The organism is Pseudomonas triticifolii (assembly GCF_014358015.1).
GTDB classification, from domain to species: Bacteria; Pseudomonadota; Gammaproteobacteria; order Pseudomonadales; family Pseudomonadaceae; genus Aquipseudomonas; species Aquipseudomonas triticifolii.
In genome coordinates this window covers 202,450-222,483 of the sequence record NZ_JACONV010000005.1, presented here as the reverse complement: position 1 = coordinate 222,483, position 20,034 = coordinate 202,450, and the positions used below count along the sequence as shown (strand labels likewise).

Here is a 20,034-nt window from a genome sequence, read left to right as displayed (position 1 = left end):
CAGATAGATAATCGGTGGGAGATAATCCGTGGGAGCGGACTTGTCCGCGAATACCGCGCTTCAGTCGCTGAATATTCGTCGAACTTACTGGCCTTTTCGCGGACAAGTCCGCTCCCACAAGTGTGCTGCGCGACAGCGCTGTGTCAGGGGCGAAAAATGCCCCTCCACCCTGCAAAACCATCACGCCAGCAAATTATCAATTTCCTCCGCTGATAAACGTTTGAGTGCCTCCAGTGATTTAGTCAATTCGTCCTGTGCGTGGTCACTTTCGCCGTTTTTCTGCTGAATCGTGGCGCTGAAGTCGGCCAGTGTGGGTTGTTCGAACAGGTCCTTGAGACTGGCCTCATGCTGCAGTTGCTCGCGAACGCGCACCAGCATCTGCACCGCCAGCAGCGAGTGCCCGCCCAGTTCGAAGAAATTGTCGGTACGACCGACCCGTTCGACCTTGAGTACGTCGGCCCAGATCGACGCCAGTTGCTGCTCCAATTCGCCTTCGGGCGCAACGTATTGGCTCTGCAATTGACTGGCGTGCGGCGCAGGCAGGGCCTTGCGGTCCAGCTTGCCGTTGGCGGTCAGCGGCAGGGCGTCCAGCAGCACGAAATGGGTCGGGACCATGTAGTCCGGCAACTGGGCTTTCAGCTGTGCTTTCAAGGCGTCGCGCAGGGTCTGCGGGTCGTGCGCGGGGTCGGTCGGCATCAGATACGCCGCCAGTTGCCCGTCCAGGGCGAGCACCACCGCTTCGCGCACCTCGGCCTGAGCCTGCAACCGCGCTTCGATCTCGCCCAATTCGATGCGGTGGCCACGGATTTTCACCTGATGGTCGATCCGCCCGGCGTACTCAATTACACCGGCAGCGCGATAACGGGCCAGGTCGCCGGTGCGGTACAGACGCCCGCCGTCCGTTGAAAACGGATCGGGCACGAAACGCTCGGCGGTCAGCGCCGCGCGGTTGTGATAACCCCGCGCCAGACCGGCATGGCCGATGTGCAACTCGCCGCTGCAACCCTGGGCAACGGGGTTGAAATCAGCGTCCAGCACGTACCACGACAGGTCCGGTATCGCCTCGCCAATCGGGCTGGCCAGGCTCTGCGTGTCGGCCTGGGTGATCGGCCGGTAGGTCACGTGAACCGTGGTTTCGGTGATGCCGTACATGTTGGTCAGTTGCGGTGATTGATCGCCGAAACGTTCGAACCACGGCGTCAGGCTGGTCACGTCCAGCGCCTCTCCGCCGAAGATCACCGAACGCAGCGCCAGCGGTTGCGGGCTGTCGCAGGCAACGTGCATCAATTGCTTGAAGGCCGAAGGCGTCTGGTTGAGTACCGTGACCTGTTGCTCGATCAGCAAGGCGTGGAAATCTTCCGGCGAGCGGCTGGTGTCACGTGGCACGATTACCAGTCGGCCGCCGTGCAGCAACGCGCCGAAGATTTCCCAGACCGAAAAGTCGAACGCGAAGGAATGAAACAGCGTCCAGACGTCCTGTTCGTCGAAGGCGAACCACTCATCGGTGGCCGCAAACAGGCGCATCAGGTTGTGGTGGGCGAGCAACGCGCCCTTGGGCTTGCCGGTCGAGCCCGAGGTGTAGATGACGTACGCCAGGTTGTCCGGCGTGGTGTGGTTGATCGGGTTTTCCGTGCTGTAGCCGTCCAGCGACGTGTCGAGCAGCAGGCACTGTACGTGCGCTGGAACCGGCAGCCTGTCCAGTACAGCGGCTTGAGTCAGCAGCAGCTCAATGCCGCTGTCCTGCATCAGAAAACTCAACCGGTCCTGTGGGTAATCCGGGTCCAGCGGCACATAAGCGCCACCGGCTTTCAGAATCGCCAGCAGGCCGACGATCATGTCCAGACTGCGCTCGGCCGCCAGACCCACACGCACGTCCGGGCCGACACCCTGCTCGCGCAGTTTATGGGCCAGTGAGTTGGCGCGACGATTGAGGTGCTCGTAGCTCAGTTGCTCAGCGCCCAGACTCAGGGCGATGGCCTGAGGGGTTCGGGCAGCCTGGGCCTCGAAGCGTTGATGCGCGCATTGCTCCGTCGGCCAGACCTGTACGGCCTGAGTCCAGCCTACCGGCAACGACAACTGCCCCAGACAGGCCAAAGGTTCGGCACTCAGGCTGTGCAGCAGGTAATCGAAGTGTGCGGCCAGTTGCGCGACCGCTTCGGCGTTGAAGTGCTGACGGTCGTAACTGAAGCGCACCGACAGCACGTCGGCAGCCTCGACCACCAGGGTCAGCGGGTAATGCGCCTGTTCCTGATTGCGCAGCTCGCTGAAGGTCAGGCCGTCCGGCGCACGTTGCAGCGCTTCGGACATCGGGTAGTTCTCGAACACCAGAATGTTGTCGAACAGCGCTTCGCCGCCGGTACGCGCCCAACGCTGAATGTCGTACAGCGGCGTGTGTTCATGCTCACGCAGGGCAAGGTTTTTCGCCTGAACCTGCTGCACCCAGTCAGCCACCGTCTGCTCCGGACGCGGGCTGGCGATGACCGGCAAGGTATTGATGAACAGACCAAGTTGCTCCTCGACACCCGGCAGATCCGCCGGACGTCCGGCCACGGTCGCGCCAAAAGTCACGCTGGACTGGCCGGTGTAGCGTTGCAGCACCAGCAGCCACGCCGACTGCACCAGTGTGTTGAGGGTCACGCGTTGCTCGCGGGCGAATTCGCTCAGGCGTCGTGTGCCGTCGGCATCGATCAAATGCATATAATCGGCGTGGCCCTGCCCGCTCGCTGACGACTTGAGCGCGTGCACCAGCCGGGTGGGTTCGTCCAGCCCGGCCAGTTGCGCGGTCCAGAAACGCTCACTGAGGTCGGCATCCTGAGCGCTCAGCCACTCGATGTAGTCGCGATAACGCCCGGCCTGTTTCGCCTGCGTCTGGCCGCTGTAGCTTTGCAGCACTTCACCCAGCAGGCGCGAGCTGCTCCAGCCGTCCATGAGGATGTGATGGCTGGTGTAGATCAGTTGGTAAGCGTCTTCACCCGTCTGCAACAACGCCACCCGCAACAGCGGACCCTTTGCCAGATCAAAGCCCTGCTGCCGGTCGTCGTTGGCCCAATCATCCAGCCAGTGATCCGGTTTGCCGCGCGCATCCAGTACCAGGAAAGGCACATCAGCCTGGCGCTGCACCACTTGCAGCGACTGCTCGGCGTGGCTGACAAAATGGCTGCGCAGCACATCGTGCGCATCCACGGCAGACTGCCAGGCAGCCTTGAAGCGCGGCACGTCCAGCCCATTCACGGTCACGCGAAGCTGATTGATGTAGTTGCCCGCCTCCTGCTCGAACAAGGAGTGAAACAGCATGCCCTGCTGCATCGGCGCCAGCGGGTAGATGTCTTGAATCTTTCCGGCAGGGATCGGCAACCGGTCGAGCTGCGGCTGACTCAGGCGCGCCAGCGGGAAGTCCGATGGCGTCACGCCCTGATGCCCGGCCAGGCAATGCTCGATCAGCGTGGTCAAGGCCTGCTCGTAACGCCGCGCCAGGGCATCGATGGTCGAAGGCAGGTATTGCTCGCGGCTGAAGGTCCAGTTCATCTGCAACTGGCCGTCGAACACCTGACCGTTAAGACTCAACGCGCTGGCCAGCGGACCGTCTTCATCCAGTGCGACACCGGCGCTGTCTGCGCTCGGCAGCCACAAGGCGCTCTGGCTGTCAAAACTGCCGTCGAACTGCCCCAGATAGTTGAACGTAACCTGCGCCTCGGGCAACGCGGCCAGTTGACGGGCGAACGACGGCTCGCCCAGGTAACGCAGCACGCCATAACCGATGCCTTTGTTCGGCACGGCGCGCAGTTGCTCCTTGATACCGCACAGGCTTGCTCCCAGCGCCGTTTGCGGCGTAAGCCGGACCGGAAACAGGCTGCTGAACCAGCCGACCGTGCGGCTGAGGTCCATGTCGTCGAACAGGTCTTCGCGGCCGTGGCCTTCCAGCTGGATCAGCACCGAAGGCTGTCGGCTCCACTCGCAGAGCACTTGCGCCAGCGCCGTCAGCAGCAGGTCATTGACCTGGGTGCGATAGGCCGCAGGCGCGACCTTGAGCAACTGATGCGTCAGGTCCTTGCTCAGCCAGGACGAGGCGTGAGCGGCATCGCGGTTGCGCTGCGTGCCTTTCGGGTTATCGAGTGGCAGCGGTTGCGCGCCGGTCTGCAACGTGCTCAGCCAGTAGTCGCGCTCGGCAGCCAGAGCATCGCTGGTCGCGTAACGCTGCAACTGCTCGGCCCAGCGCTGCAGCGCGGTGGTTTTCGCAGGCAGCGCCAAGGGCTGACCGGCCGCCAGCGCTTGATAGAGGTGTTGCAAGTCTTCCAGCAGCACACGCCACGATACGCCGTCGACGACCAGGTGATGAATGATCAGCAGCAGGCGTTGCTCGCCTTGCGGCAGGTTGACCAGCACAGCGCGCAGCAGTGGGCCGTTCTGCACATCCAGGCTGCGCTGGGTTTTGTCCGCCAGTGCCGTCAACTGCTCGCGATCGTCCAGTTCATGGACCGACAGCAGAGTGCGCGTATCAGATACGGCGAAGCTCGCCTGCCACTGACCGTTATGCTGAGCGAAGCGTGCGCGCAGTGCATCGTGCTGTTCGATCAGCGCATCCAGTGCGCCTTGCAGCAGCGTCGCATCAAGTGCCGTTTGCGGCGTGAGCATCACGGACTGATTCCAGTGCTGACGCTCGGCAATCGCCAGTTCAAAGAAACGTGCCTGAATCGGCAGCAGGGGCAACGAGCCGCTGCTCTGCTCCACCGTCGCCACGGGCTTTTTCTGAATCAGCTTTGCCACCGAAGCCAACTGGCCAATGGTCTGCTTTTCGAACAATTGCTTGGGGCTGAGCTTGATGCCCTGGCGTTTGGCGCGGGCGATAATTTGCAGACTAAGGATTGAGTCGCCGCCCAGCTCGAAGAAGTTGTCGGTGCTGCCGACCTGTTCCAGCTTGAGCACGTCAGCCCAGACAGCGGCGAGCGTTTCCTCGATCTCGCCGACCGGCGCGGTGTAGCACTGCTGGACCACGCCCGGTTTGGGCAAGGCGCGTTTATCGAGTTTGCCGTTGGCGGTCAGCGGCAAACGGTCGATCAGCACAATCTGCGCGGGCACCATGTAGTCCGGCAGCCTTGTCGCCAGCTGTTCGCGCAACGCTTCTGCGCCGACAGACGCCACGCAGTACGCCACCAGTTGCAGGCGCGACGCGTCGCCTTCCATCGGCAGCGGCAGCACGCAGGCCTCGTTCACCGACTCAAGCGCCAGCAGCACCCGTGCCACTTCGGCAGGCTCGACCCGATAGCCGCGCACCTTGACCTGATCGTCGGCGCGGCCGATAAACTCCAGCAAGCCTTGGTGACTGCGACGCATGCGGTCGCCGCTGCGATAAACCCGAGCGCCATTCTGCGCAAACGGATCCGGTACAAAGCGTTCGGCGGTCAGCCCGGGCTGGCCGAGGTAGCCCAGCGCCACGCTGTCGCCACCGATGTACAGCTCGCCCGCCACCTGCGTACCCGCCAGGTTCAGCACATCATCCAGCACATACGCCTGCGCGCCCGGCAACGGCGCACCCACCGGCACACAGCGGACCGGATCGACCGCCAGCACTTCGTGGGTCAGCACCCCGACCGTGGTTTCGCTCGGGCCATAGTGGTTGATCACCCGGCAACCCGGTTTGAGCTGACGAACCTGCTCGACCAGCGCCGGCGAACAAGCTTCGCCACCGACGATCAACGCCTGCTGCGGCAATGCATCGGCAGGTCGGCTGGCCTGCATCAGGGCCGTCAGATGACCGGGGACGATCTTCAGCACGCCGACCTGATGCTCGGCCATGTAACGGGCAAAACCGTCCGGGTCGAAACCCAGGGTTTCAGGCAACACGTGCAAGGTACGCCCGGAACACAGCGCGCCGAACAGCACGGTGTGGCCCAGATCGGCGGCGATGGTCGAGATCAGCGCCATGCTCGCATCAGGCGTCAGTTGCAGTTGATCCAGCAAACCGCGCACGTAACTGGCGAGCGCGCCATGACTCACCAGCACACCCTTGGGCTGGCCAGTGGAGCCCGAGGTGTGAATGACGTAGGCAGGCGCTTCGGCGACCAGGGTCGGTTCGACGACGCTGGTTGGCAGGTCCTGCCACAGCGCAGGCGTCCAGGTGACGCCCTGACAGCCTTCGACCGCGAGCGATTCAGCCCGCGTGTCGCCTTCAGCACACAACAGTACGCTGGCCTGTGCGTTGGACAGCATCTGGTGCAGGCGCGCATCCGGCGCTTTGACGTCCAGCGGCATGTACACGCCGCCCGATTTGAGAATGGCCAGGACCGAGGTCAGCCATTCCAGCGAGCGCTCCATCAGCACCGCGACGGGCTGACCTTGCTTTACACCCAGGCGGGTCAGATGACGGGCCAGTTGATTGGCCGCCTGATCCAGCGCCAGGGTGCTCAACGCACTGTCAAGATATCGGGCCGCCAGCGCGTGGGGCTGCTGCGCAACCTGATGATTCCACTGTTGCAGAACGCCGCGCGCAGGCTCAAGCGGGCGCGGTGGCGGCTCGACCGCCAGCGCGCCGAGGCTGAACAACGGCGCGTCGGGTGCCGCCAGCAAGGTCTGGAACAGGGCCAGTAATTCAGGCACGAAGCGCTCGACGGTCGAACGGCGATAAAGGTCGCTGGCAAAGGCCATGTCGCCATGAATCAGCGTGCCGTCGTCGGTGATGTCCAGCGCCAGATCAAAGTGCGCACCCTGCTTGTCGAAAGCGTATTCGCTGACTTCCAGACCCGGCAGTCTGAGCGCGGTCTTCTGCTTGAGCACCACGTTCTGGTTGAACTTGGCCTGGAACAGCGGGTTGTGACCCAGATTGCGTTCCGGTGCCAGATGATCGACCAGTTGCTCGAACGGCACGTCCTGATGCGCCTGCGCGCCAAAGGAGGTGTCGCGAATCTGTGCCAGGAGATCGAGGTAGCTCAGGCGTTCGTCCACCTGACAACGCAGCACCTGGGTGTTGATGAAGAAGCCGATCAGCCCTTCCGTCTCGGCCCTGCCCCGATTGGCGTTCGGTACACCGATGCGGATATCGCGCTGTCCGGCCTTGCGTGACAGAAACAGCGAGAACCCGGCCAGCACCAGCATGAACAGGCTCATGCCCTGACTGCGGGCGAAGGCGTTGAGCTGCTGTGAGAGGTCCGCACCGAAATCGAAGCGCAGGTGCTCGCCCTGATAGCTCTGCACGGCAGGGCGCGGGAAGTCTTGCGCGGCATTGAGCAGCGGCTGTTCGTCGCCCAACTGGTCGCGCCAGTAAGCCAACTGACGCTCGCCCTCGCCCGCCTCCAGCCAGCTGCGCTGCCAGATCGCATAGTCGGCGTATTGCAGCGGCAGTTCCGGCAGACTCGGCTCGCGGCCTTCGCTGTAAGCCTGATAGGCATGCACGAATTCCTGAATCATCACGTCCATCGACCAGCCGTCGGACACGATGTGGTGCATGCACACCACCAGCACATGCTCATCGTCGGCAAGGCGCAACAGGTGAGCACGCAGCAATGGACCGCTGCGCAGGTCGAACGGCTGATCGGTGACGGTCGCCACCAGCAAGGCCAGTTCAGCCTCGCGCTGTTCGGTGCCCAGCGCGGACAGATCAATACGTGTCAGTGCCACGTGCTGATCGTGCAGCACCACTTGCAGCGGCTGGTCGCCGTCGGTCTGGAACACGGTGCGCAGCACTTCGTGACGCTCGATCAGGCAGTCGAATGCGCGGGTCAACGCCACCTCATTCAGTGTGCCGTTCAGACGCAAGCCGGTGGTCATCTTGTAGGCATCGCTCGATGGGTCGAGCTGCCAGAGGAACAACAGGCGCTGCTGAGCGAAGGACAGCGGGATCGCGGTGAAGTCATGACGACTGACCGGCACGGGCAGCAGGCTAAAGTCCTTGCCGTCCTGGCGCAGCCGGGCGAGAAACTGTTGGCGCTGTTCCAGCGACAGGCCGACAAAACGTTTCGCGATACGTGCAGCTGTGGTCCCGGTCATGCTTCAAATTCCTCCAGCGAATCCATGAACTGGTCCATATCGCTCCAGTCGTTGTCAGGGGTGTTGGCGGTCAGCAGCGTCACCTCAGCCGCAAGATCGCCCAGCACCGGCTTTTCGAACAGCACGCGCAACGGCAGGCTGACGCCCAGTTGCGTCTTGATCCGGGCAATGACCTGCGCGGCCAGCAGTGAATGGCCGCCCAGCTCGAAGAAGTGATCGTCCAGCCCGACCCGAGGCGCGTGCAGCACGTCCTGCCAGATGGCGGCGAGGCAGGTTTCGACCTCGCTGTGCGGCGCGCGATAACGCGCCTGTAACTGGCCGGGATCCGGCGCGGGCAAGGCCTTGCGGTCCAGCTTGCCGCTGGGCGTAAGCGGCAGGTTTGGCAGCAACAAAAGATGCGTCGGCACCATGTAGTCCGGCAGGTCGGCTTGCAGCTCGGCCTTGATCCGTTGGCGCACAGCCAGTTGCTCGGCGTCGCCTGGGGTTGCGGCGCGCGGCATAACGTAAGCCACCAGTTGCGTGCTGCCGGCCAAAGCAAGGGCCAGCACGACCGCTTCGCGCACGTCGCGGCACTGCTGCAGGCGCGATTCGATTTCACCCAGTTCGATACGGAAGCCGCGAATCTTGACCTGATGATCGACCCGGCCGATGTACTCGATGGCACCGTCCAGACGCTGTCGGGCGCGGTCGCCCGTGCGGTACAGGCGCTCGCCCGCGACGAACGGATCGGCGACGAAGCGCTCGGCACTCAGGCCCGGCTGGCCGTGATACCCCCGCGCCAGACCCGGCCCGCCAATGAACAACTCCCCCACTGCGCCTTGCGGCAACAGGTTGAGGTCATCGTCGAGCACGTACAGACGTCGCCCGGCGAGCGCATGGCCTATCGGCACGCCACGCCAGGACACCGCCTGTGGTGTCAACGCGCTGCAATCGTAAAGGCTCGACACCACCGTGGCCTCGGTCGGGCCGTAGGTGTTGAGCAGGCGAACATGGTCCAACCCCGCATCGCGCCACAAACGCAGGCCTTCGATGGCCATGGCCTCGCCGCCCACATGAATCTGTCGCAGCGCGCCGTAATGCGCAGGCCGGTGGGCGGCGAAGTCCTGAACCAGCGTGAGCCAATAGGCGGCGGGCAAATCGGCAAGGGTCACGCCGTGTTCGACAACCGCCTGATGGAAGGTGGCGCTGTCCCACAAACGCTCGTCACGCAGCACCACGGCGGCACCCCGGCACAGCGGCGGGTAGAACTGTTCGACGAAGCCGTCGAAGCTGTGGGTTGCGAACTGCAACACCCGGTCACCGTCGCGCAGATCGCTGTAATCGGCACCCAGGATCACGAACTCGGCCAGCGCGCCATGACTGATCGCCACACCCTTGGGCCGCCCGGTGGAGCCCGAGGTATAGATGACGTAAGCGAGGCTGGATGCATCGACCGCAACATCCAGATCCTGCTGATCGGCAGTCATGCTGTCGGGCTGATCGATACACAGACACTCGATATCAGCCAGCCCTTGCAACGCGTTCACACGGTCGCTGTGGGTCAGCAGCAGTGTGAGGCCGCTGTCGTGCAGCACGTGGCGCAAACGCTCGCTCGGCACCGACAGGTCGAGCGGTACGTAAGCGCCACCGGCCTTGAGCACCGCCAGCAGCGCGACGGGCATGTCCAGCGACCGGCCCAGTGCCACGCCGACCAGCACGTCCGGCCCAACGCCCCGCTCGCGCAGGCGATGGGCCCATTCGTTGCTGCGTGCGTTCAACTCGGCGTAAGTCAGACTTGGCGAATCGCTGGCCTGGGCGAGGATCACTGCGATGGCATTGGGCGTGTGCCTGGCCTGCGCCTCGAACTGTCGGTGTGCGGGCGTGCTGCTATCAGCCTTGATGACGTTGTCGACATCCAGCAACTGAGCGCGCTCATCCGCCGCCAGCATGGACAGTTGCGACACCGTTTGCAGCGGGTCGGCGCAGACCGAAGCCAACAGGTTGCGCCAGTGCGCGGCCAGTCGGGCGATGGTCGGCTCGTCGAAAATGTCGGTGGCGTAGGTGAAGGCGGCGTGCAACTGCTCGCCTTCGCCGCTGGTCGCCAGCATCAGGTCACTGGCCGCAGCGTGGGAACGCTGCGCCAGCGCCTGCTGTTCGGCAGGCAGGTTGGCCACACGCAGGCCGCAGGCCAGTTGCTTGTCGAGCAGATCGGCGACTACCGGCTGGTGATTGAACATCACCTGAAACAGTGGGTTATGGCTCTGGCTACGCTCGGGTTGCAGGGCGTCAATCACCGCATCGAAGGGCAGCTCCTGATGCGATTGTGCGCCGGTCGAGGCTTTGGCGACGCTTTGCAACAGATCGGCAAAACGCGTCTGCGCGGTCACTTCGCTGCGCAACACCTGGGTATTGATGAAGCAGCCGATCAACCCTTCGGTTTCACTGCGCGTGCGGTTGGCGATCAGCCCGCCGACGCGAATGTCGGTCTGCCCGCTGTAGCGATGCAGCAGGCTTTTGAAGGTCGCCAGCAGCACCACGAACAGGGTCACGCCCTGACCATGGGCCAGGGCTTTCAGGTTGCGCAACAGCGCCGGCTCCAGCGCCAGTTCCAGGCGTGCGCCTTCATGGCTGGGCAAGGCCGGGTACGGACGGTCTGTCGGCAGTTCAAGCACCGGATGTTCATCGCCCAGATGCGCGCGCCAGTAATCCAGCTGCCGCTCCTGCTCGCCCGCTTCCAGCCAGCTGCGCTGCCACACGGCGTAGTCGCGGTACTGCACGACCAGCGGTTGAAACGGCATCGGCTGATCGGCCACCAGCGCGTCGTAACCGCGCAGCCATTCATCGATCAGTACGTTCATCGACCAGCCGTCGGTGATCATGTGATGCAGGTTGAGCAGCAGCAGGTGCTCCTGCTCGGTCAGGCGCAGAACACGCACCGTGAACAGCGGCCCTTGCTGCAAATCGAACGCCTGCACCGCCTGCTCGGCCATCGCCTGACGCGCAGCGGCCCAGCGCTGATCGACCGGCAGCGGGCTCAGGTCAGTCCGCTCGATGCTGATGGGCGCTGGCGGTGCGACCTGCTGGAACGCCCGATCACCGTCCTGACCGAAGGTCGTACGCAGGCTCTCGTGACGCTCGACCAGCGCGCTGAAGGCCTGCTCCAGCAGCGGCAGATCCAGTAAGCCGTTCAGGCACACCGACATCGGCAGGTTGTAGGCCGCGCTGCCTGGGTCCAGTTGCCAGAGAAACCACATGCGCTGCTGCGCGTAAGACAGCCCGTCACGCTCGGCCAGCCCTTCGCACGACGGGATCGGGAACAGAGAGAAATCCATGTCTTCGCGACGCATGCCGTCGAGAAACAGGCGACGTTTTTCAAGGGGTAACTCGACAAACCGGCGAGCGAGTTTCTGGGCGTGTTCGGGGTTCATGGGGCAAGTCCTTGCTGAATGGGGCTGACCATGTGGCGCGGTCGTATCAACAAGAACGAATTGGCGGGGAAATATTTAGAAAGGTTTGTGGGAAACGACAGGGCTGATGAATACAAGGAGGATTACTTGTTTCGTGGGCGTCATTCCACGCTCGTGTGATACGCAAACTCGTGCACATGATGCTCTGCATCACCACCGGCACAGCTTGCGGACTCAGTGAGCCGAATGCCTGGCTCAAGTCACCCTTGCGCCCTTACGGCGCCCTACTTTGAGGGACCAAATCAGGCAAAGTCCCAAGCTCCGGTTCCGGCCCCGGCTTCGCCGGGGTACCTTCGTCCTGTCACTGATTCGGGGGTCGCCGCAAATGGGCCATCCATGGCCCAGTGCGGCTCAATCGGCATCCCTGCCGATTGCCCCCCGAATCAGCGCCAGAACTCAGCCTTCACCCGCGTCGCAATCGTCGGTGTGCCCACTGTCGCGCAAGAAAAGCGCTTCAGTGCTGCGGCCTTATCTGGAGAGCCGGATGATTGCGAATCAAGATAAGAATATAACTATTTGTCCGAATGCCCCTGCGCCATGGCCACGACCACTTTGCGCTTGCCGGTGAATGGCGCGCGGGAGTGGGCGGTGAGCATGTTGTCGAGCATCAGCACGTCGTTTTCCAGCCACGGGAAGCTGATAGTGCAGTCGTCGAGTACCCCGCGAATCTCGTCCAGCAGGCTCTCTTCGAGAGGCGAGCCGTCGCCGTAGTAGACGTTGCGCGGCAGGTCTTCTTCGTCCACCACGTCCAGCAGGGTTTCGCGCACTTCCGGCTGAAGGTTGGAGATGTGGAACAGGTGCGCCTGGTTGAACCAGACCGTGTCCTGAGTGACCGGATGGCGCGACACGGCCTGGCAGATTTGCCGGGTGCGCAGTTCGCCGTCGTCCTTCCACTCGCACTCGATGGCGTGGGCACGGCAGTAGGCTTCAACGACGCGTTCGTCCTCGGTGTTGAATACCTGGCTCCACTCGACGTCCAGCCCGTTGCCGTAGTTGCGTACGTACATCAGTTTCTTTTCGATGAATCGATCACGAATGCGCGCAGGGATCCGGCGATAGATTTCCCGGCTGTCGGCAATCGGCGTTTCACCGCCGGTCTGTGCAGCAATCATGCTGTAGAACCAGATTTTCATCGGCCATTCCAGCGTGTAAGCCTGTTCGTTGTGCAGCGGTATGCTCTGGTGCGCGGGGTATTCGGTGGAGGTGTACACCCCCTTGGTCACGTTGCTGCGCGGCGTGGAACCGAACTCGTAGTTGAGCAGCGGATCGCCGAAGCCTGCGGCGAATTCGCGAAACGCCTCAGGGCCACCCACCTCAAAGCCCCGAAACAGAATGCCGCCTGCGCGATACAGGTGTTCGGCGACCAGCGGCTTGAATTCGCCCAGCGCTTCCATCAAGTCCAGACCGGGCTCGGGTGCCTGTACCAGCATCGGCAATGTACCCGCTCCTGCCAGCAATGGCCGGATCTGCAAACTCAACGCATGACTCATGATGACTCTCCCTTGATGGCCAAAGCGCCCGATCCCCTGCGGCCCGACGCAACACCAATGTCCAGATTGAACGTTGCCGGCGAATGGAAAATTAGCCGGTTCATGTCAATCGACGACTCACGCCCACCAAGCTGAAACATTTCCTTTCATTTAGGCGCAAAAAAAACCTACATCTTTTGCATTCTCATTCGTCTTTAACTGGATACGGGGTCTGTCGGTATAACCGCGCCCGTTTTTCAGAAGATCCCGGAAACGCCCAATTGCCCCAACGAGCATCAGTGCCTGCCTGAAGGCCGCTCAATCCCGTGAATCGAGACCGTTTACCCATGTCGAAGAAATCCCGCTCGAAAATCTGGTTTCTCGTCCACAGCTGGCTGGCCCTGCCCATCTGGTTTTTCGTGCTGATCGTCTGCGTGACCGGCACGCTGGCGGTGGTCAGCAAGGAAATCATGTGGCTGGCCATGCCGGAAATACGCGACAACCCGCCTTCGGACACTGCCGAACGGATGAGTTTCGAGCAGATACGCGCCACACTCGAACGCAATGAACCGGACCTGATTGTCGGCACGATCATGCAGCCGGATGGCGATTACTTTGCCCTCAGTGTGTTCGTGACCTACCCCGACGGCCGCTCGGTGCCCGCTTACGTCAACCCGTACACCGGGGTGATTCAGGGCCTGACGCCGTCGTTCGATTTCCGCCGCTTCACCCGCGCCCTGCACGGCTGGTGGCTGGTGCCGTTCACCAACGGTTATTCGTGGGGCTGGTATCTGGTGTCGATTCTCGGCCTGCCGCTGCTGGCTTCGCTGGTCACCGGGCTGGTGGTCTACAAGAAATTCTGGAAAGGCTTTTTCAAGCCATTGCGCTTCAGCCAGGGCCCACGGATTTTCTGGGGCGACCTGCACCGGCTCAGTGGTGTCTGGTCAATCTGGTTCATTGCGGTGATTTCCATCACCGGCACCTGGTTTCTGATTCAGGCGATTCTGGGCGACAACCAGATCAGCATTTCCAGCCGCTCCCAAGTGGCGTCGATCATTCCCCACAGCGCCGTGCCGCTGACCGCTGACGGCAGTCCTGCGCCCACCATCAGCCTGGAAAAGGCCGTGGAGATCGCCAAGGAGCGGATTCCGGGCCTGGAAGCGAGTTTCATCACACCGCCGTTCAACGCCTACAGCAACATGCAGGTTGGCGGCCGCAGCTGGTATCCGCTGATGTACCAGACCGCCGAGATCAATCCTTACAGCGGTGAAATCGCCGCCTCGCACCTGCTATCGGACCGCAACAAACTGGAGTTCGTGACCGAGTCGATGCGCCCGCTGCACACCGGCGACTTCGGCGGTATCTGGATCAAGCTGATCTGGGCGTTCTTCGGTCTGGTGCTGAGCATGATGGTGCTCAGCGGCCTGCTGATCTGGAGCAAACGCACCGCACTGGCCACCCTCAATGCCCTCAAGCGCGAGGCGAAGATAAGCCCGATGTCCAACCGGCAACCCCCACGGCCGCCGCTGGCGACCGGCACCCCGGAGAACAACCTGTGAGCAAGGCCGCCGTTGCGCAACCCGCTTCGTCACTGAGCCGTTTCTGGCATAAATGGCGTTTCCACATCAACGTCCTGCTGATCCTGATTCCGCTGGGCTTCATGCCCAAGTACTTCGCTGACAACTCGCTGGATCGTGGCGACAAGGGCCTGGGACAACGGGAGATCGGCGAGTTCAAGGTCGGTCCTTGGAGCCTGCGACTGGCCGAGGACCGTAACGAAGCGCCGCGTCTGTCCGGCGCGTCGGGCTACATGAAAGGGTTCAATGCCGCGCTGTGCAACGCCTGTATCGACCGGGTCAAGGCCACTTACCTGCGCATCGGCAAGCCCCGCAGCCTGCGTACCGCCGGGGTGATTTTCTTCGGCGGCGGCTATCGCATGGGTGCCTTCATGCAGATCCCGGAAACCACCAGCGCCGATTCCGAGCTGTGGATCACCATGGAAGGCTGGGACGGTTCCGTGCACCAGACTTCCATTCCCCTGCAACAGGCCTCACCGACCACGGTGGCCTGGCTGAAAAAACAAGGAGCCAAACCATGAATGCACGCTTCTCCCTGCGGCAGCTGACGGCCGCTGCGCTCTGTCTGATCGGCATGGGCCTGAGCAACACGGCGCTGGCGCACAACCCGATGTGCGAGTGCAAACAGATCGACAACGAACAGATCCGCTGCACCGGCGGTTTCTCCGACGGCAGCGGCGCGCCGGGCGTGACGCTGGATGTGATTGGCTATGACGAAACCATTCTGGTACCCGGCAAGCTGGGTGAAGATTCGACCGTCATGTTCAAGCGCCCCGCCTCGGAGTTCTACGTGCTGTTCGATGCCGGTCCCGGTCACGTCGTGGAAATCGACCAGGCGGACATCCAGACCCCATGAGTGCGCCGACCCGACAGATCGTGCGCCCGGCCGGGGCCGGGCACGAAACCCTCTACGTCCTGCTGTTGTGCCTGTTGATTCTGGCAGTTGCTGCTGGCGTCGTCAGCCTGCATGGCGAACGTCAGGACGACCACAGCGTGGCCAGCCATCAGCTCGATGCACGCCGCGACCTGACCGCCGCCGAACAGGGGATCTATGCCGACCTGCGCGTGACGCTGGATGAAATCCGCCTGCTGACTCAGGAACAGCAGACGCCGGTCACGGCGCAGCAACTGGGTGAAGAAGGCTTTGCGCCGTTCGCCGAAGACGCCAGTTCCGTCAGCCGTGGCGGCCATGCCTGGCAAATGCTGGAGCAGTCCTACCTGGGCCTGAGCCAGTCGCCAGGCGTGGCAGGCTCGTTTCTGATGCGGGTCGGCTCGTCGGCTGACGATCAGCCCGATATCTGGATCAACCGCAAGGCCACGTCTGCGCCCGCCGATCTCAGCGACAAGACCCTGATCGGCGTGGGCTGGCAACAGGTTGTCGCGCAATTCGACGCTGGTGTTACCCGCCAGCATCAGCACTGAAATCACCCGAGAAGACCGCTTGCCCATGCCTATTTTCTTCAAACGCCGTCCCTTGCTGCGCGTCCTGCTGATCGGCCTCTGCGCCACGCTGCTGGCACCGCTGAGCCACGCTGCCGATCCAGCCAAGCGCCTGCGCATCGGCATCACCCTGCATCCGTATTACAGCTACGTGGCCAATATCGTCGGTGACAAGGCCGAGGTCGTGCCGCTGATTCCGGCGGGCTTCAACCCCCATGCCTACGAGCCCCGTGCCGAGGACATCAAGCGCATAGGCTCGCTCGACGTGATCGTGCTCAACGGCGTCGGCCATGACGACTTTGCCGACCGCATGATCGCCGCCAGCGAAACGCCGAACATCAAGACCATCGAAGCCAACGCCGACGTGCCGCTGCTGGCCGCAACCGGCGTGGCAGCGCGTGGCGCGGGCAAGGTGGTCAACCCGCATACCTTTCTGTCGATCAGCGCGTCCATCGCGCAGGTCAACAACATCGCCCGCGAGTTGGGCAAGCTGGACCCGGACAACGCCAAGACCTACACCGCCAACGCTCGGGCCTACGGCAAGCGCCTGCGCCAGATGCGTGCCGACGCCCTGGCCAGGCTGACCAAGGCACCGAACGCCGACCTGCGCGTGGCCACGGTGCATGCTGCCTACGATTACCTGCTGCGTGAGTTCGGCCTGGAAGTCACGGCGGTGGTGGAACCGGCTCACGGCATCGAACCGAGCCCGAGCCAGTTGAAGAAAACCATCGATCAATTGCGTGAGCTGGACGTGAAGGTGATCTTCTCGGAGATGGATTTCCCGTCCACGTACGTCGAGACCATTCAGCGCGAGTCCGGGGTCAAGCTGTACCCGCTGTCGCACATTTCCTATGGCGAATACAGCGCCGACAAGTACGAAAAGGAAATGGCCGGCAACCTGGATACCGTGGTCCGGGCAATTCAGGAGGCAGGCGCATGACGGTTGCGCACAACCTCGATATCACTCAACAAGGGCCGGGCATCGAATTCGGTGAGGTGAGCCTGACGCTGGGCCGCACCACCATTCTCGACCGCATCAGCTTCCACGTTCGGGCGGGCAGCGTGCACGCACTGGTCGGCCCCAACGGCGGCGGCAAGAGTTCGCTGATCAAGACCCTGCTTGGGCAAACCCCGCATCAGGGCCAGCTCAGCCTGCAATGGCCCGGTTCGCCCGGCCTGATCGGCTACGTGCCGCAGGCGCTGGAGTTCGACCGGGGGCTGCCGATGACCGTGGATGATTTCATGGCTGCCATGTGCCAGCGACGTCCGGCGTTTCTGGGCCTGTCGAAGCATTGCGCTGCCGCCATCGGCGAAGCGCTGGAGCGGGTTGGCATGCAGGACAAGCGCAAACGCCGCATGGGCGCGCTGTCCGGCGGTGAACGCCAGCGCGTGCTGCTGGCACAGGGCTTGATTCCGGCCCCGCAGTTGCTGGTGCTGGATGAACCGATGTCGGCGCTGGATGAGGCCGGTATTCAGGTTTTCGAACGCCTGCTGGGCGACTGGCGTCGGGCCGGCATCACGGTGCTGTGGATCGAGCACGATCTGGAAGCCGTAAAGCGGCTTGCCGATCAGGTGACGGGGCTCAATCGCCGGGTGCTGTTTGATGAACCGGCACACACCGCGCTGACGCCAGAGCGGCTGTTGACCCTGTTTTCGGCGCATCCGCGTGCTGCAAACGTCAAAAACGGGAGCGATGCGTAATGGACTACGAGAGCTTTCGGCTTTTCATTCAAGGCCTGGCATCGTCCGGCTATTTGCCTGAAGCATTGGCCTACGGCTTCGTGGTCAATGCCCTGCTTGCCGGGTTGCTGATCGGCCCGGTATTGGGCGGTCTGGGCACGCTGGTGGTGGTCAAGCGCTTCGCGTTTTTCTCCGAAGCAGTGGGTCACGCGGCGCTGACCGGTGTGGCCATCGGCATTCTGCTCGGCGAACCCTACACCGGCCCGTATGGCAGCCTGTTCGGCTACTGCCTGCTGTTCGGCATCGTGCTCAACTACCTGCGCAACCGTACCGGCCTTGCACCCGACACGCTGATCGGCGTGTTCCTGTCGGTCTCGCTGGCGCTGGGTGCAAGCCTGCTGCTGGTGCTGGCGGGCAAGATCAATGTGCACATTCTGGAAAACGTCCTGTTCGGCTCGGTACTGACCGTCAACGGCAACGACCTGCTGGTGCTGCTGATCGTCGGTTCGCTGGTGATGGGCCTGAGCCTGCCGCTGTACAACCGGATCATGCTGGCCAGCTTCAACCCGCAACTGGCTGCCGTACGGGGTGTGGCGGTGAAGACGCTGGACTACCTGTTCGTGATTCTGGTGACGCTGATCACGGTGGCCGCCGTGAAAGTCATCGGCGCAATTCTGGTCGGCGCACTGTTGGTGATTCCGGCCGCAGCCGCCCGGTTGCTGAGCCAGTCACTCAAAGGCTTCTTCTGGATCTCGGTGGCGATTGCGACCGTCAGTACCTTGTGCGGCATTCTGCTGCCTATCGTTTTTGACCTGCCTGTGCCATCCGGCGCGGCGATCATTCTGGTGGCCGGTATCGCGTTCGCCCTTGCCGCCGTTGCGCGCGGCACTGTGCCCAGCCTCAAAGGAAATATCGGATAAATGTTTACTCTGCGACGTATGACCCTGGCGCTGGCGCTTTCTGGCCTGCTGTGTAATTCCCTGTCCGCGGCTGAAGCAACAGCGCCGAGCGCCCAACCCGTGCGCGTGCTGGCCAGCCTGCCGATTACTTATGGTCTGGGGCAGATTCTGCTCAAGGACAGCGGCGTGGTGCTGGAACGTGCCGCAGCGGCCAACCTGCCCGGCTCGCGCCAGACGGCCTACTTCACCGGGCGCGGTGCCGAGGCGCTGCGCGGCCTGGCGGCGGACGCTGATGCGGTCATCGGCCTACGCTCGATCTGGGCCGATGACCCGCTTTACCCCAATGCGCGCCGCAGCAACATCCGCATCGTCGAAATCGACGCAGCACGCCCGGTGGACGGCAGCCTGCCGGGCATCGCGGTACAGCCGGGACAAGGTATCGATGGCCTGAACAGTCAGCCGTGGCTGGTAAGCAACAACATGGGGCGTATGGCCGACGTGATGGCTGCGGACCTGGTGCGACTGGCTCCGGCCGCCAAACCCAGGATCGAAACCAATCTGGCCGCCCTCAAGCAACAACTGCTCAAGCTCAGCGCCAGCAGCGAAGCGAGTCTGGCCAGTGCCGACAACCTGAGCGTGGTGAGTGTGTCAGACCGGTTCGGTTACCTGATCAGCGGATTGAATCTGGAATTGATCGACACCCAGCCACTGACCGATGAGCAATGGACGCCCGAAGCGATACAGAAACTGTCGGCGACCCTCAAGGACAACGACGTGGCCCTGGTACTCGACCACCGCCAGCCACCCGAGCCGGTCAAGGCCGCCATTACGGCCGCGGGAAGCACGTTACTGGTACTGGGGATTGACGGCGCGGATCCGCTGGCTGAGCTGCAGCGGGATATCGAGCAGATTATCGGGGCGCTGAAGGCTGGCTGAATGCAGATACCGTGGGAGGCGGCATGCCGGCGATAGCGTCAGTACAGTCAATGAAAGGCGAACTGAAAAACGCATCGCCGGCAAGCCGCCTCCCGCAGGGCCTGCGTCTATCCAGTGAAATTTCTGCGCCTATCGAGTCAGGCCAGTCAATGAAAGGCGAACTCAAAAACCACATCGCCGGCAAGCCTCCTTCCACCTGTCCGTTTTTGAAGCCAGACAGCGCTGTGTCAGAAACATAAAGGCTGGCTGAATGCAGATACCGTGGGAGGCGGCTTGCCGGCGATAGCGTCAGTCCAGTCAATGAAGGGCGAACTCAAAAACCACATCGCCGGCAAGCCGCCTCCCACCTATCCGTGTTTGCCGCCAGACAGCGCTGTGTCAGAAACATAGAGGCTGGTTGAATGCAGATACCGTGGGAGGCGGCTTGCCGGCGATAGCGTCAGGCCAGCCAATGAAAGGCGAACTGAAAAACCACATCGCCGGCAAGCCTCCTTCCACCTGTCCGTTTTTGAAGCCAGACAGCGCTGTGTCAGAAACATAGAGGCTGGTTGAATGCAGATACCGTGGGAGGCGGCTTGCCAGCGATAGCGTCAGTCCAGCCAATGAA

General features: G+C 62.7%; 11 protein-coding genes. 8 read left to right on the top strand and 3 right to left on the bottom strand.

Annotated elements, in window-relative coordinates; translation table 11 throughout:
• Positions 1-180: 180 nt before the first annotated feature.
• The 3 genes from H8S56_RS11145 to H8S56_RS11135 form a co-directional block, all read right to left on the bottom strand.
• On the bottom strand, positions 181-7,980 hold the full coding sequence (locus H8S56_RS11145; RefSeq protein ID WP_187518660.1) for a non-ribosomal peptide synthetase: 7,800 nt from the start codon (positions 7,978-7,980) through the stop codon (positions 181-183).
• Complete coding sequence (locus tag H8S56_RS11140; RefSeq protein WP_187518659.1) at positions 7,977-11,387, bottom strand: non-ribosomal peptide synthetase; 3,411 nt, start codon at positions 11,385-11,387, stop codon at positions 7,977-7,979. Before H8S56_RS11140 ends, H8S56_RS11145 begins: the two co-directional genes overlap by 4 nt.
• 551 nt (positions 11,388-11,938) lie before the next feature.
• Positions 11,939-12,916, bottom strand: coding sequence for a TauD/TfdA family dioxygenase (locus tag H8S56_RS11135; protein ID WP_187518658.1), 978 nt, complete (start codon positions 12,914-12,916; stop codon positions 11,939-11,941).
• Positions 12,917-13,242: 326 nt separating this feature from the next.
• Here H8S56_RS11135 and H8S56_RS11130 point away from each other — a divergent pair, with 326 nt between their 5' ends.
• The 8 genes from H8S56_RS11130 to H8S56_RS11095 are packed head-to-tail and all read left to right on the top strand — an operon-like array spanning position 13,243 to position 19,427.
• A complete protein-coding gene (locus H8S56_RS11130; protein ID WP_187518657.1) occupies positions 13,243-14,454 on the top strand; it encodes a PepSY-associated TM helix domain-containing protein in 1,212 nt (403 codons plus the stop codon).
• Complete coding sequence (locus H8S56_RS11125; protein WP_073173490.1) at positions 14,451-14,993, top strand: thiamine pyrophosphate-binding protein; 543 nt, start codon at positions 14,451-14,453, stop codon at positions 14,991-14,993. Before H8S56_RS11130 ends, H8S56_RS11125 begins: the two co-directional genes overlap by 4 nt.
• Positions 14,990-15,328: a hypothetical protein gene (locus H8S56_RS11120; protein ID WP_187518656.1), complete on the top strand. Its 339-nt coding sequence runs from the start codon at positions 14,990-14,992 to the stop codon at positions 15,326-15,328. The genes H8S56_RS11125 and H8S56_RS11120 overlap by 4 nt, the downstream gene beginning before the upstream one ends.
• The gene (locus H8S56_RS11115) at positions 15,325-15,894 is read left to right on the top strand and encodes a DUF6162 family protein (RefSeq protein ID WP_187518655.1); all 570 of its coding nucleotides are present in this window, start codon (positions 15,325-15,327) and stop codon (positions 15,892-15,894) included. Before H8S56_RS11120 ends, H8S56_RS11115 begins: the two co-directional genes overlap by 4 nt.
• A 25-nt stretch (positions 15,895-15,919) precedes the next feature.
• Positions 15,920-16,852 (top strand): metal ABC transporter substrate-binding protein, encoded by a 933-nt coding sequence (locus H8S56_RS11110; protein ID WP_187518682.1) that lies wholly within the window; start codon positions 15,920-15,922, stop codon positions 16,850-16,852.
• The gene (locus H8S56_RS11105; protein ID WP_187518654.1) at positions 16,849-17,613 is read left to right on the top strand and encodes a metal ABC transporter ATP-binding protein; all 765 of its coding nucleotides are present in this window, start codon (positions 16,849-16,851) and stop codon (positions 17,611-17,613) included. Before H8S56_RS11110 ends, H8S56_RS11105 begins: the two co-directional genes overlap by 4 nt.
• Positions 17,613-18,512, top strand: a complete 900-nt coding sequence (locus tag H8S56_RS11100) for a metal ABC transporter permease (protein WP_187518653.1) — start codon at positions 17,613-17,615, stop codon at positions 18,510-18,512. Before H8S56_RS11105 ends, H8S56_RS11100 begins: the two co-directional genes overlap by 1 nt.
• Entirely contained in the window at positions 18,513-19,427 is a 915-nt protein-coding gene (locus H8S56_RS11095) for a metal ABC transporter solute-binding protein, Zn/Mn family (RefSeq protein WP_187518652.1), read from the top strand.
• Positions 19,428-20,034 lie beyond the last annotated feature (607 nt).